We start from the raw sequence: 14130 nt of genomic DNA on the forward strand, positions 1-14130 counted from the left end.
TTCAAATTCCTCGGGTTACCAGCGGTAGTGGCTGAACGCCTTGTTGGCATCCGCCATCTTGTGCGTGTCTTCGCGTTTCTTGACCGCCGTGCCGCGGTTCTGCACCGCGTCCATCAGCTCGGCGGCAAGGCGCTCTTCCATGGTGTTCTCGTTGCGCTTGCGCGAGGCGTCGATCAGCCAGCGGATCGCCAGCGCCTCGCGGCGCTCGGGGCGCACGTCGACCGGAACCTGGTAGGTGGCACCGCCGACGCGGCGCGAGCGGACCTCGACCGAGGGCTTCACGTTGTCGAGCGCCTCGTGGAACACCTCGACCGGCTCGCGCTTGAGCCGGGCGTGGATGCGGTCGAACGCGCCGTAGACGATGCTCTCGGCGGCCGACTTCTTGCCGTCATACATCAGGTTGTTCATGAACTTGGTGACGACGCGGTCGCCGAACTTGGCGTCCGGCAGGACTTCGCGCTTCTCGGCGCTGTGACGACGGGACATGTCGCGGTCTCCTTACTTCGGACGCTTGGCGCCGTATTTCGAGCGGCGCTGCTTGCGGTCCTTCACGCCCTGCGTGTCGAGCACGCCGCGCAGGATGTGGTAGCGCACGCCCGGAAGGTCCTTGACGCGGCCGCCGCGGATCAGGACCACCGAATGCTCCTGAAGGTTGTGGCCCTCGCCGGGGATGTAGCTGATCACCTCGAAGCCGTTGGTGAGCCGGACCTTCGCCACCTTGCGGAGCGCCGAGTTCGGCTTCTTCGGCGTCGTGGTGTAGACGCGCGTGCAGACGCCGCGCTTCTGAGGGCAGGCCTGCAGGTGCTGGGCCTTCTGTCGCTTGACTCTGGGCTGCCGGGGCTTCCGGATCAGCTGCTGGATCGTCGGCATGGGTCGCGTTGCCCTTCTCGTTCTTCCATCCGTTCCCTGCGGTCCCCCGTCTGGCCACACGGGCCGTGCGGGAACGCACGAAAAGCCGCAAACGATGCGAGGATCGCATCCCTGCGGCAGAATTTCAGAGGACCGGGCCGAAGCCGGGTCATGCATGCCATTCTTTAGGCAGTTCTGAACCTCGCGCGAGAGTCCCCGCGCGAAAGTCCGCGGAACATACTCGTGCCCCCCGGGGCGGTCAAGGGCGATTTTTCACCCCCGGCCCCGGGACGAAGGCCCGCTAAAGCTCGGTGAAATCGCGAAATTCCGCCAGTGCCACGCGCCACCAGTCGAACAGCGCGTCGAGGTTTTGCCGGGTCACCCCGCCGGCGAGAGTCGCGTTCAGCTCGAGGATCAGCTCGCCCCGCGCCTCGCCCGCGCTCGCCTTGCCGAAGCGGTGCTCCAGATTCCACCGGTTAGCCTTCCAGACCAGCGCCTGGCGCGAGGCCGGGCGGTCGGGCGCCTCGGCGTCCATCACCGTCGCCCGCGTCACGAACCGCAGGTCGGTGCAGCCGCGGCCCACGTCGCAGCCATAGAACTCGATCGCGTAGGCGAGGCCACCCATCTCGGCCTCGATCCGCGGGTCTCCCACCGCATCGGTCTTCCACGGCGCCGGCCCATAGCGCCAGGCGACTTCCGAGATCGGCTGCGGATCGGTCGCGTCCACCAGCCCCTCGGGCGTCGGCAGCGGCTGCTCAGGGCGCTCGAAGCCCGCGGGGGCCGTCGTGCACGCTGCGAGCGCGCCGGCAAGGGCGATCGCGGCGTGCGGTCGTGGGCAGCAGGTGGGACGGCGGCGGGGCTCCATGGCGCCGGACCCTGCCGTGCTCCCGCCGCGCGCGCAATGGGGAAACGCAGGCGATCACGCGGGTCTGAGAAAATGGAAAGCCCGGCCGCGGGGGCCGGGCTTCCGTCGTTGTCGCGAGGGGCGCGCGCGCGCCGGTCAGAGGATCTCGCCGAAGCCTCCGCCCGGGGACGGCTCGGGATCGACCGACTCGTCGGCGACGTCGATCACCTCCAGGGCCGCCGCGGCATCGCGCGCCGCTGCCTCGCGCTCCGCGACGATGCGCTTGTCGCGCCGCTGCGCCTCGAGCTTGAGGCGCATCGTGGCCCCGCCCGTGCCCGCCGGGATCAGGCGCCCGACGATCACGTTCTCCTTGAGACCCACCAGCTTGTCGCGCTTGCCCTGGACGGCGGCCTCGGTCAGCACCCGGGTCGTCTCCTGGAACGAGGCGGCCGAGATGAACGAGCGCGTCTGCAGGCTCGCCTTGGTGATGCCCAGCAGAACCGGCCCGCCCTGGGCGGGACGCTTGCCCTGCGCGTCCATCTTGGCGTTGATCTCGTCGAACTCGAAGCGGTCGATCTGCTCGCCCGGCAGCAGCGTCGTGTCGCCCGAGGCCGTGATCTCGATCTTCTGCAGCATCTGGCGGACGATCACCTCGATGTGCTTGTCGTTGATCTTCACGCCCTGCAGCCGATAGACGTCCTGCACCTCGTTGATCAGGTACTCGGCCAGCGCCTCGATGCCCATGATCGCGAGGATGTCATGGGGGGCGGGATTGCCGTCCATGATGTACTCGCCCTTCTGGATCACGTCGCCTTCCTGCACGGTGATGTGCTTGCCCTTCGGGATCAGGTATTCCCGGGGCTCGAGGCTCTCGTCGCGCGGCTCCAGCACGATGCGGCGCTTGTTCTTGTAGTCCTTGGCGAAGTGCACCGTGCCGTCGATCTCGGCGATGATCGCGTGGTCCTTCGGACGCCGGGCCTCGAACAGCTCGGCCACGCGCGGCAGGCCGCCAGTGATGTCCTTGGTCCGGGCGCCCTCGCGCGGGATGCGCGCGATCACGCCGCCGGCCTTGATCTCCTGCCCGTCCTCGACCGACAGGATCGCGTCGACCGACATGAAGTAATGGGCCGGGTTGCCGTTATCCAGCTTGACCATTTCGCCGTTCGCATCGACCAGCGTGATCGCCGGGCGAAGCTCGTTGCCCTTGGGGGCCGAGCGCCAGTCCGACACGATCCGCTGCGCGATGCCCGTCGCCTCGTCCGTCTCCTCTCGCACCGAGATGCCGGCGTAGAGGTCGACGAACTTCGCGATGCCCGCCTTCTCGGCGATGATCGGCAGGGTGTAGGGGTCCCACTCGGCCAGCCGATCGCCGCGCTTGACCTCGATCCCTTCGGCCGCCAGCAGCTTGGTGCCGTAGGTGACCTTGTAGGCCGCCCGCTCGCGGCCCTGCTCGTCGACGATGGCAAGCTGCATGTTGCGCGCCATCACGATCACCTCGCCATCGGCGCTGGTCAGCGTGTTGGCGTTGCGGAACTCCAGCTTGCCTTCCTGCGTCGACTCGAGGAACGACTGGTTCGAGACGTTCGCCGCGCCGCCGATGTGGAAGGTCCGCATCGTCAGCTGGGTGCCCGGCTCGCCGATCGACTGCGCGGCGATGATGCCCACCGCCTCGCCGACGTTCACGCGGGTACCGCGGGCAAGGTCGCGCCCGTAGCACTGGGCGCAGATCCCGTCCTCGGCCTCACAAGTCAGCGGCGAGCGGACATAGATCTCCTGCACCTTGGCCTCGTCGATGGCCGTGGCGTGGCGCTCCTCGATCAGCTCGTTCGCGGGGTGGATCACCTCGCCCGTCGCCGGGTCGAGCACATCCTCGAGAGGCACGCGGCCCAGCACCTGCTCGCCGATCGAGGCGATCACGTTGCCGCCGTCGATCACCGCGCGCGCGGTGATGCCCTGCGAGGTGCCGCAATCCTCGAGCTTGATGATGCAGTCCTGCGCCACGTCCACGAGGCGCCGCGTCAGGTAGCCCGAGTTCGCGGTCTTGAGGGCCGTGTCGGCCAGGCCCTTGCGTGCGCCGTGAGTCGAGTTGAAGTACTCGAGCACGGTGAGGCCTTCCTTGAAGTTCGACACGATCGGCGTCTCGATGATCTCGCCCGAAGGCTTGGCCATCAGGCCGCGCATGGCGGCGAGCTGGCGCATCTGGGTGGGCGAGCCGCGCGCACCCGAGTGGCTCATCATGTAGACCGAGTTCGGCTCGCGCTCGCGGCCGGTCTCCTGGTCGATCTGGACCGACGAGATCTCCTTCATCATGGCGTCGGCCACCTTGTCGGTGCACTTCGCCCAGGCGTCGACGACCTTGTTGTACTTCTCGCCCTGGGTGATCAGGCCGTCCATGTACTGCTGCTCGAACTCCTTCACGAGCTCGCGCGTCTCGTTGACGATGTCCCACTTCGAGTCCGGGATCACCATGTCGTCCTTGCCGAACGAGATGCCGGCCTTGCAGGCTTCCTTGAAGCCCAGCGACATGATCCGGTCGCAGAAGATCACCGACTCCTTCTGCCCGCAGTGGCGGTAGACGGTGTCGATCACCTCGCCGACCTCGCGCTTCCTCAGCACGCGGTTGACGATGTCGAAGGGCACCTTCGGGTTCCGCGGCAGCAGGTTCGCGATCATCATGCGCCCCGCAGTCGTCTCGACGCGCTGGACGATGCTGTCACCGTTCTCGTCAACCGTCCGGAAGCGGGTGACGATACGGGTGTGCAGGTTGATCAGGCCCGAGGCGAGGGCGTGCTCGATCTCGGCCATGTCCGCGAAGGCCTTGCCCTCGTTCGGCTCGCCCGACTTCTCGAGCGAGAGGTAGTAGAGCCCGAGGATCATGTCCTGCGACGGCACGATGATCGGCTTGCCGTTCGCGGGGCTCAGCACGTTGTTCGTCGACATCATCAGGACGCGCGCTTCCAGCTGGGCCTCGAGGCTCAGCGGAACGTGCACGGCCATCTGGTCGCCGTCGAAGTCGGCGTTGAAGGCGGCGCAGACCAGCGGATGAAGCTGGATCGCCTTGCCCTCGATCAGCACGGGCTCGAAGGCCTGGATGCCGAGGCGGTGCAGCGTCGGCGCGCGGTTGAGCAGCACCGGGTGCTCGCGGATCACCTCGTCGAGGATGTCCCAGACCTCCGGGCGCTCCTTCTCGACCAGCTTCTTCGCCTGCTTCACGGTTGCCGAATAGCCCTTAGCGTCGAGCCGCGAGTAGATGAACGGCTTGAACAGCTCCAGCGCCATCTTCTTCGGCAGGCCGCACTGGTGCAGCTTGAGCTCGGGCCCCGTCACGATGACCGAGCGGCCCGAGAAGTCCACGCGCTTGCCCAGCAGGTTCTGGCGGAACCGACCCTGCTTGCCCTTGAGCATGTCCGAGAGCGACTTGAGCGGCCGCTTGTTCGCGCCCGTGATGACGCGGCCGCGCCGGCCGTTGTCGAAGAGGGCGTCGACCGCCTCCTGCAGCATCCGCTTCTCGTTGCGGATGATGATGTCGGGCGCGCGCAGCTCGATCAGCCGCTTCAGGCGGTTGTTACGGTTGATGACGCGGCGGTAGAGGTCGTTGAGGTCCGAGGTGGCAAAGCGCCCACCATCCAGCGGCACCAGCGGGCGCAGCTCGGGCGGGATCACCGGGACCACGGTCAGCACCATCCACTCGGGCCGGTTGCCCGACTCGAGGAAGCTTTCGACCAGCTTCAGGCGCTTGATGATCTTCTTGGGCTTGAGCTCACCGGTGGCCTCGGAGAGATCGACGCGCAGACGGTCGGCCTCCTCCTCGAGGTCGATGGCGGCCAGCATCTCGCGGATCGCCTCGGCGCCGATGCCGGCGCGGAAGGCATCCTCGCCATACTGGTCCTGCGCGTCGAGATACTCCTCCTCGGTCAGCATCTGGCCCGGCGTCAGGTCGGTCATGCCGGCCTCGATCACCACGTACTGCTCGAAGTAGAGGATGCGCTCGAGGTCGCGCAGCGTCATGTCCAGCATCAGGCCGATGCGGGAGGGCAGCGACTTGAGGAACCAGATGTGGGCGACCGGCGCCGCAAGCTGGATATGGCCCATGCGCTCGCGCCGGACCTTCTGCAGCGTGACCTCGACGCCGCATTTCTCGCAGGTCACCCCGCGATACTTCATGCGCTTGTACTTGCCGCACAGGCACTCGTAATCCTTGATCGGCCCGAAAATGCGCGCGCAGAACAGGCCGTCGCGCTCGGGCTTGAAGGTGCGGTAGTTGATCGTCTCGGGCTTCTTGATCTCGCCGAACGACCACGACAGGATGCGCTCCGGGCTCGCCAGCGAGATCTTGATCTCGTCGAACGATTTCGGCGCATCATGCGTGTGGAACAGATTGGTGAGTTCCTGGTTCATCTCAAACTCTCCGTCATCTCCCCCATCAACGATGGGAGCCCCCTGAGGCGCCGCGCGGGGGATGCTGCGCGACGCCCTTGGGGCAATTCCGGTCAGGCCGCGTCGTCTTCGCTGTCCTGCAGCTCGACATTGAGGCCCAGCGAGCGGATCTCCTTCACGAGGACGTTGAACGATTCCGGGATGCCGGCCTCGAAGTTGTCCTCGCCCTTGACGATCGACTCATAGACCTTGGTGCGGCCGGCCACGTCGTCCGACTTCACGGTCAGCATTTCCTGCAGCGTGTAGGCGGCGCCGTAGGCTTCCAGCGCCCAGACCTCCATCTCGCCGAAGCGCTGACCGCCGAACTGCGCCTTGCCGCCCAGCGGCTGCTGGGTCACCAGGCTGTAGGGGCCGGTCGAGCGCGCGTGGATCTTGTCGTCCACCAGGTGATGCAGCTTCAAGAGGTACTTGTAGCCCACCGTCACCTTGCGCGCAAAAGGCTCGCCGGTCCGCCCGTCATAGAGCGTCACCTGCCCCGACTCGTCCAGCCCCGCCATCCGCAGATGCTCGTTGACATCGGCCTCCTTCGCGCCGTCGAAGACCGGGGTCGCGATCGGCACGCCGTTGCGGATGTTGCCCGCCGCCTCGACCAGTTCCGACTCCGACATGTCCGAGGTCGCGTCCGCGAAGATCTCGTCGCCATAGACGATCTTCATCGCGTCCCTGACCGGCGTCAGGTCCCCCGAGCGGCGGTAGGCATCCAGCGCCTCGCCGACCTGCCGGCCAAGGTTCGCCGCGGCCCAACCCATGTGGGTCTCGAGGATCTGGCCCACATTCATGCGCGACGGCACACCCAGCGGGTTCAGCACGAGATCCACGGGACGCCCGTCCTCTAGGAACGGCATGTCCTCCTCGGGCACGACGCGGCTGATGACGCCCTTGTTGCCGTGGCGGCCGGCCATCTTGTCGCCGGGCTGCAGCTTGCGCTTCACCGCGACGAACACCTTGACCATCTTCATGCCGCCCGGCGGCAGGTCGTCACCGCGCCGGACCTTTTCGACCTTGTCCTCGAAGCGGGCGTCCAGCACGCGCTTGGCGGCGTCGAACTGCTTGTTCAGCGCCTCGACCGCGGCCGCGTCCTGCTCCTCGGGCAGCGCAAGCTGCCACCACTGCCCGCGCGACAGTTCGCCGAGCAGGTCCTCGGTCACCACGCTGCCCGACTTGACGCCCTTCGGGCCCTTCACGATCGTCTTGCCGAGGATCAGGTCCTTCAGGCGCGCATAGATGTTGCGCTCGAGGATTGCCAGCTCGTCGTCCCGGTCACGGGCCAGCCGCTCGATCTCCTCGCGCTCGATCTGCAGCGCGCGCTCGTCCTTGTCGACGCCGTGACGGTTGAAGACCCGCACCTCGACCACCGTGCCGAAGTCGCCCGGCGGCATGCGCAAGCTGGTGTCGCGCACGTCCGAGGCCTTCTCGCCGAAGATGGCGCGCAGCAGCTTCTCCTCCGGCGTCATCGGGCTCTCGCCCTTCGGCGTGATCTTGCCCACCAGGATGTCGCCCGGACCCACCTCGGCGCCGATATAGACGATCCCCGCCTCGTCGAGGTTGCGCAGGGCCTCCTCGCCGACATTGGGGATATCGCGGGTGATCTCCTCCGGCCCCAGCTTGGTGTCCCGGGCCATGACCTCGTATTCCTCGATATGGATCGAGGTGAACACGTCGTCCTTGGCGATCCGCTCCGAGATCAGGATCGAGTCCTCGAAGTTGTAGCCGTTCCACGGCATGAACGCGACCAGCACGTTCTTGCCGAGCGCGAGCTCGCCCAGGTCGGTCGAGGGCCCGTCGGCCACCACGTCGCCCGCCTTCACGATGTCGCCCACCTTCACAAGCGGACGCTGGTTGATGCAGGTGTTCTGGTTCGAGCGCTGGAACTTGCGCAGCCGGTAGATGTCGACGCCGGGATCACCCATCGCCATATCGTCGGTCACGCGCACGACGATGCGGGTGGCGTCCACCTGGTCGATGACGCCGCCGCGCCGCGCCGTGATCGCGGCGCCCGAGTCGCGCGCGACCTTCGCCTCGATGCCGGTGCCCACGAAGGGCGCCTCGGCCCTAAGCAGCGGCACCGCCTGGCGCTGCATGTTCGAGCCCATCAGCGCGCGGTTGGCGTCGTCGTTCTCGAGGAACGGGATCAGCGCCGCAGCGACCGACACGAGCTGCTTGGGGCTCACGTCGATCAGGTCCACGACCTCGCGCGGACTCAGCGTGAACTCGCCGCCCTTGCGGGTCGAGACGAACTCGTTCTGGAAGGTGCCGTCCGCGTTCAGTCGCGCGTTCGCCTGGGCGACAGTGTGGCGCATCTCCTCGGTGGCGCTCAGATACACCACCTCGTCTGTCACCTTGCCGTCCACCACCTTACGGTAGGGCGTCTCGATGAAGCCGTACTTGTTCACCCGCGCAAAGCTCGCGAGCGAGTTGATCAGGCCGATGTTCGGCCCTTCCGGCGTCTCGATCGGGCACATCCGGCCGTAATGGGTGGGATGCACGTCGCGGACCTCGAAGCCCGCGCGCTCGCGCGTCAGGCCCCCCGGCCCCAGCGCCGAAAGCCGCCGCTTGTGCGTGACTTCCGAGAGCGGGTTCGTCTGGTCCATGAACTGCGAGAGCTGGCTCGAGCCGAAGAACTCGCGCACCGCCGCCGCCGCGGGCTTGGCGTTGATCAGGTCCTGCGGCATCACCGTGTCGATCTCGACCGAGCTCATGCGCTCGCGGATCGCGCGCTCCATGCGCAACAGGCCCACGCGGTACTGGTTCTCCATCAGCTCGCCGACCGAGCGCACGCGCCGATTGCCGAGATGGTCGATGTCGTCCACCTCGCCGCGCCCGTCGCGCAGGTCCACCAGCGCCTTGATGACCGCGAGCATGTCCTCCTTGCGCAGCGTGCGCTGCGTGTCGGGCACGTCGAGCTCGAGGCGCATGTTCATCTTCACGCGGCCGACGGCCGAGAGGTCATACCGCTCCGAGTCGAAGAACAGCGACTGGAACATCGTCTCGGCGGCGTCGAGCGTCGGCGGCTCGCCCGGGCGCATCACGCGATAGATGTCGAGCAGCGCGCCCTCGCGGCCGACGTTCTTGTCCACCGCCATCGTGTTGCGGATGTAGCCGCCGACGGTCACGCCATCGATGTCGAGGGTCGCGATCTCGTTGAATCCGGCCTCCTCCAGCGTCTTGACGTTCTCCTCGTCGAGCTCGTCGCCCGCCTCGACATGGATCGCGCCAGTCTGCTCGTTGATCATGTCGACCGCGGCATAGCGGCCGATGATCGCCTCGTAGGGAACCAGCACGTCCTTCACGCCGTTCTGGGCAAGGTCACGCAGCTTCTTGGGCGTGAGCTTCTGCCCCGCCGAGGCCACGACCTCGCCCGTCGCCGCGTCCACCAGATCGAAGACGGGCGTCGAACCGCGCAGCCGGTCGACGTTCAGCGGCGTGGCCCAGCCATCGCCCTGGCGGCGGTAGACGACGCGGTCGTAGAAATAGTCGCAGATCGCTTCCTGATCGAGGCCGAGCGCATAGAGCAGCGTCGACACCGGCAGCTTGCGGCGCCGGTCGATACGGGCATAGACGACATCCTTCGCGTCGAACTCGAAATCGAGCCACGAGCCGCGATAGGGGATCACGCGGGCGGCGAACAGGAGCTTGCCCGACGAATGGGTCTTGCCCTTGTCGTGGTCGAAGAACACGCCCGGCGAGCGGTGCATCTGGCTCACGATCACGCGCTCGGTGCCGTTCACGACGAAGGTGCCGTTCGACGTCATGAGCGGCATGTCGCCCATGTAGACGTCCTGCTCCTTGATGTCCTTGACCGAGCGGGCGCCGGTGTCCTCGTCGACATCGAACACGATCAGGCGCAGGGTCACCTTCAGCGGCGCGGAATAGGTCATGTCGCGCTGCTGGCACTCGTCCACGTCGTATTTCGGCGCCTCGAGCTCGTACTTCACGAACTCGAGCACCGCCGTCTCGTTGAAGTCCTTGATCGGGAAGACCGACTGGAACACGCCCTGCAGGCCCTCGCCGTCCGTCGGCTTCGGCCCGTCGCCGGAGTCCAGGAAGAGATCGTAAGAACTTTTCTGAACCTCGATCAGGTTCGGCATTTCCGCGACTTCGCGGATCTTGCCAAAATGCTTGCGAATACGTTTCCGGCCGGAGAACATCTCGCCCATCTGTACCTCGGGTCCTGCATCCGCGCGCGTCGGCTCAGGGGCGGCCGCCGCGCGCTGGTTCTGGTGCGGTCTGGGGTCCCATCCATCCGGCCGGCGCCCCCGCCGACCGTTCCCGGACCCCGTCCGCGCCGTCTCAGGGCCTGCGCCGGGATACCCCCGCACCTCAGGCCCTGAGACGACGCGGGCCGGACCCGCCAAGCCGGCGGATCCAGCCGTTTTCCCTCAATCCCGCGTGGCGCGTGCCACGCGCGGGATCACTTGAGCTCGACCTTGGCGCCAGCCTCTTCGAGCTTCTTCTTGATCTCCTCGGCCTCGGCCTTCGGAGCCTGCTCCTTCACGGCCTTGCCGCCGGCCTCGACCAGATCCTTCGCCTCCTTGAGGCCCAGGCCGGTGATGGCGCGGACTTCCTTGATGACGTTGATCTTCTTGTCGCCGGCATCGACCAGGATGACGTCGAACTCGGTCTTCTCTTCCTCGACCGGGGCGGCCGCGGCGGCACCCGGCATCGCGGCGACGGCCACGGCGCCGGCCGCGGGCTCGATGCCGTACTTGTCCTTGAGGATGTTCTTGAGCTCCGCCGCTTCCAGCAGCGTGAGGCCGACGAGCTCCTCGGCCAGTTTCGCGAGATCAGCCATGTCTCTCTTCCATTCCGTTCATGTCATGTGTGGGTCTGGGGCGCAGTTTCGCGTGTTCCCCGGTCCACGGTTTCGCGTCGATGTCAGGCCGCTTCCCTCGACTCGAGGGTTTCGCAGATCGCTGCGAGCTGGCTGCCAGGCGCGGTGATCGCCGCCACGAGGTTTCCGGCCGGCGACATCAGCATCCCGACGATCGAGGAGATGAGCTCCTCGCGCGAAGGCATGCCGGCCACCGCCTTGACCCCCTCGGGGTCGAGAACCTCGCCGCCCATCGCGCCGCCAACGATCAGGAACTTGTCCTTCTTTTTGGCGAACGCATCCGCGATCTTTGCCGCGGCGACGGGGTCCTCGGAATAGGCGAGCACCGTCTGCCCCTTCAGGAACTGGCCCATGCCTTCGCAGGGCTTGCCTTCCAGGGCGATCTTGGCGAGCCGATTCTTGGCGACCCGGACCCCGCCACCCACTTCACGCATCTGGGCACGGAAATCCGACATCTCGGCGACCGTGAGACCGGCGTAGTGCGCAACCACCACGACGCCAGAGTCCGCAAAGATCCGGCCGAGTTCCTCGACCGCCTGTGCTTTTTGGGCTCTATCCACAGTCGTCTCCAAGTTTGGCAGGGGCGACGCCCCCGCCGGCTCAGTTCCGCCGGGGCGGGGATGCCGCCACGGCTCTCAGGCTCCCGTCCGGGGTCCCGACCAAGATCGCCGGCGCCGCGCTGCGGCTATGGCTGATCCGTTCGTTCCCCGTCTATGGCAGGACTTCCGCCCCCGAAGGGGCCGCCCGCCGTCTCGGACAGGTGGGGGCGCCGCCGCCCCCTTCACTCCCGGCCAGGGCCGGGAATTCCGTCACGCGGCGCGAACCCCGCGCCGCAATTCTTCACGCGCTCAGGCTGTCGAGCGCGACCGACACGCCCGCGCCCATGGTCGAGCTGACCGAGAGCTTCTTCAGATACGTGCCCTTGGCGCCCGTCGGCTTCGCCCGGTTGACCGCATCCACCAGCGCGCGGATGTTCTCGGCCAGCTTGGCGTCGTCGAAGCTCACCTTGCCCACGCCCGCGTGGATGATGCCGGCCTTCTCGACGCGGAACTGCACCTGGCCACCCTTGGCGTCGGTCACCGCCTGCGCCACGTCCATCGTCACCGTGCCGACCTTTGGGTTCGGCATCAGGCCGCGCGGCCCGAGGATCTTCCCCAGACGGCCGACGATCGGCATCATGTCCGGGGTCGCGATGCAGCGGTCGAACTCGATCTTGCCCGACTGCACGGTCTCCATCAGGTCCTCGGCGCCGACCACGTCCGCACCCGCCTTGCGGGCCTCGTCCGCCTTGGCGCCGCGGGCGAACACGCCCACACGCACCGACTTGCCGGTGCCGTTCGGCAGGTTGACCGAGCCGCGGACCATCTGGTCGGCGTGCCGCGGATCTACGCCCAGGTTCAGCGCGATCTCGACGGTCTCGTCGAACTTGGCCTTGGCGTTCTCCTTGATCAGCGCGATCGCCTGCGCGAGCGGCAGGTTGGCCTTGCCCTCGGTGGCGGCGCGGATCGCCTTCATGCGCTTGCCGGTGTTCGCCATCACTTCACCTCGATGCCCATGGACTTCGCCGAACCGACGATGATCTGCATCGCGGCCTCGATGGTGTTCGCGTTGAGGTCCTTCATCTTGACCTCGGCGATCTCGCGCACCTGCTTGAGCGTGATCGAGCCCTTGACCTCGCGGCCCGGCTTGGACGAGCCGCCCGGGACCTTGGCCGCCTTCTTGATCAGGAAGGACGCCGGCGGCGTCTTGATCTCGAAAGTGAAGGACTTGTCCTGGTAGTAGGTGATCACGGTCGGGCACGGCGCGCCCGGCTCGATGTCCTGCGTCTTGGCGTTGAACTCCTTGCAGAACGCCATGATGTTGATGCCACGCTGGCCAAGCGCCGGGCCGATGGGGGGCGAGGGGTTCGCCTTGCCCGCCGCAACCTGCAGCTTGAGCGTGCCGATGACCTTCTTTGCCATCGCTCTTCCTCTTCTCTCCGGCCCCGCGACGCGTCACGGGGCGCCATTGAAAGCGTGGTGCGGTCCGGACGGCGCGCCGCCCTCGCCTCCCACGGGGTGCAACCCGTCAGGCCGGTTTCGAGACCTGCGAGTATTCCAGATCGACCGGAGTGGCCCGGCCGAAGATCGAGACGCTGACCTTCAGGCGCGCATTCGACTCGTCCACATCCTCGACGAGCCCGGTAAAGCCCTCGAAGGGCCCGTCGGTGACATTGACCTGCTCGCCGATCTCGAAGGTGATCGAGGGACGCGGCCGCTCCAGCCCTTCCTCGACCTGGTTCAGGATGCGCGCGACCTCCGAGTCGCGCAGCGGCGTCGGGCGGCCCTGGGGGCCGAGGAAGCCGGTGACGCGCGGGATGTCGTTGATCGCGTGGTAGGCGCGGTCGGTCATCTCCATCTTGACTAGCACGTAGCCCGGCATGAAGCGCCGCTCGACATTCACCTTCTGGCCGCGGCGGACCTCGACGACCTCCTCGGTCGGCACCATCACGTCCTCGATCTCGTCATCGAGGCCCTGCTGACGCACCGCGTCGCGGATCGCTTCGGCGACCTTCTTCTCGAAGTTCGAGAGGACATGGACCGAATACCAGCGCTTCGCCATCGTGTCGTGCCGCCTTTTTTCGTTCGGGCCGGGGCGTTGCCTGCCCGCCCGCGACCGCCTGCCCGTTGCCGCACCGGAATGCTCCGGCCGGCGAAAACCCTGCCTGTTCAAGCCCTTGCGGTGCTTGCTTCAACCGCAAAGGCGCGCGAACGCGAATCGCCGCGCGCCGGGACGGTTTATGAAGCCTGCCGGGACTATCCCTCTACCCCGCCGAAATCAAGCCCCGAATGGGGGTTCAGAGCGAAAGCAGCAGGCCGACGCCAAGGCTCAGAAGCTGATCGACGGTGAAGAAGAAGATCGCCACCAGCGTGGCCATGACGAACACCATCACCGTGGTGAGCCCCGCCTCCTTGCGCGACGGCCAGACGACCTTCGCCGCTTCCGAGCGGACCTGCGCGACGAATTGCGCGGGGTTCATCATGTTCCTCTCCCTCCGAAGGCCCCGCCGGCGCGCATGGCGCCACCCGGCGGGATGGTGGCAGGGGCAGCAGGACTCGAACCCGCGACCCTCGGTTTTGGAGACCGATGCTCTACCAGCTGAGCTATACCCCTAGGCCGAGGCTGCATT

At 66.9% G+C, this 14130-nt stretch carries 11 protein-coding genes and 1 tRNA gene; all 12 read right to left on the bottom strand.

Features of this window, described 5'->3' with window-relative positions; genetic code table 11:
* Window positions 1-15: 15 nt before the first annotated feature.
* The gene (rpsG, locus tag M1105_RS02355; RefSeq protein ID WP_249578735.1) at window positions 16-486 is read right to left on the bottom strand and encodes a 30S ribosomal protein S7; all 471 of its coding nucleotides are present in this window, start codon (window positions 484-486) and stop codon (window positions 16-18) included.
* Window positions 487-498: 12 nt separating this feature from the next.
* A complete protein-coding gene (gene rpsL / locus M1105_RS02360; RefSeq protein ID WP_249578736.1) occupies window positions 499-870 on the bottom strand; it encodes a 30S ribosomal protein S12 in 372 nt (123 codons plus the stop codon).
* Window positions 871-1150: 280 nt separating this feature from the next.
* Window positions 1151-1714, bottom strand: a complete 564-nt coding sequence (locus M1105_RS02365) for a YbjN domain-containing protein (protein WP_249578737.1) — start codon at window positions 1712-1714, stop codon at window positions 1151-1153.
* Between the two features lie 135 nt (window positions 1715-1849).
* A complete protein-coding gene (gene rpoC, locus M1105_RS02370) occupies window positions 1850-6091 on the bottom strand; it encodes a DNA-directed RNA polymerase subunit beta' (RefSeq protein ID WP_249578738.1) in 4242 nt (1413 codons plus the stop codon).
* 92 nt (window positions 6092-6183) lie between these two features.
* Entirely contained in the window at window positions 6184-10287 is a 4104-nt protein-coding gene (gene rpoB, locus M1105_RS02375; protein WP_249578739.1) for a DNA-directed RNA polymerase subunit beta, read from the bottom strand.
* A 254-nt stretch (window positions 10288-10541) separates the two neighbouring features.
* On the bottom strand, window positions 10542-10922 hold the full coding sequence (rplL, locus tag M1105_RS02380; protein ID WP_249578740.1) for a 50S ribosomal protein L7/L12: 381 nt from the start codon (window positions 10920-10922) through the stop codon (window positions 10542-10544).
* A gap of 83 nt (window positions 10923-11005) precedes the next feature.
* Entirely contained in the window at window positions 11006-11521 is a 516-nt protein-coding gene (gene rplJ / locus M1105_RS02385) for a 50S ribosomal protein L10 (RefSeq protein WP_249579041.1), read from the bottom strand.
* A 280-nt stretch (window positions 11522-11801) separates the two neighbouring features.
* A complete protein-coding gene (rplA, locus tag M1105_RS02390) occupies window positions 11802-12497 on the bottom strand; it encodes a 50S ribosomal protein L1 (protein WP_249578741.1) in 696 nt (231 codons plus the stop codon).
* Window positions 12497-12922 (bottom strand): 50S ribosomal protein L11, encoded by a 426-nt coding sequence (gene rplK / locus M1105_RS02395; RefSeq protein ID WP_249578742.1) that lies wholly within the window; start codon window positions 12920-12922, stop codon window positions 12497-12499. Before rplK ends, rplA begins: the two co-directional genes overlap by 1 nt.
* Before the next feature lie 106 nt (window positions 12923-13028).
* The gene (nusG, locus tag M1105_RS02400; RefSeq protein WP_249578743.1) at window positions 13029-13562 is read right to left on the bottom strand and encodes a transcription termination/antitermination protein NusG; all 534 of its coding nucleotides are present in this window, start codon (window positions 13560-13562) and stop codon (window positions 13029-13031) included.
* 235 nt (window positions 13563-13797) lie between these two features.
* Complete coding sequence (gene secE / locus M1105_RS02405; RefSeq protein ID WP_249578744.1) at window positions 13798-13983, bottom strand: preprotein translocase subunit SecE; 186 nt, start codon at window positions 13981-13983, stop codon at window positions 13798-13800.
* Window positions 13984-14038: 55 nt separating this feature from the next.
* Window positions 14039-14114 (bottom strand) — tRNA-Trp (locus tag M1105_RS02410).
* Window positions 14115-14130: the final 16 nt, after the last annotated feature.

The organism is Thermohalobaculum sediminis (assembly GCF_023487995.1).
GTDB classification, from domain to species: Bacteria; Pseudomonadota; Alphaproteobacteria; order Rhodobacterales; family Rhodobacteraceae; genus Thermohalobaculum; species Thermohalobaculum sediminis.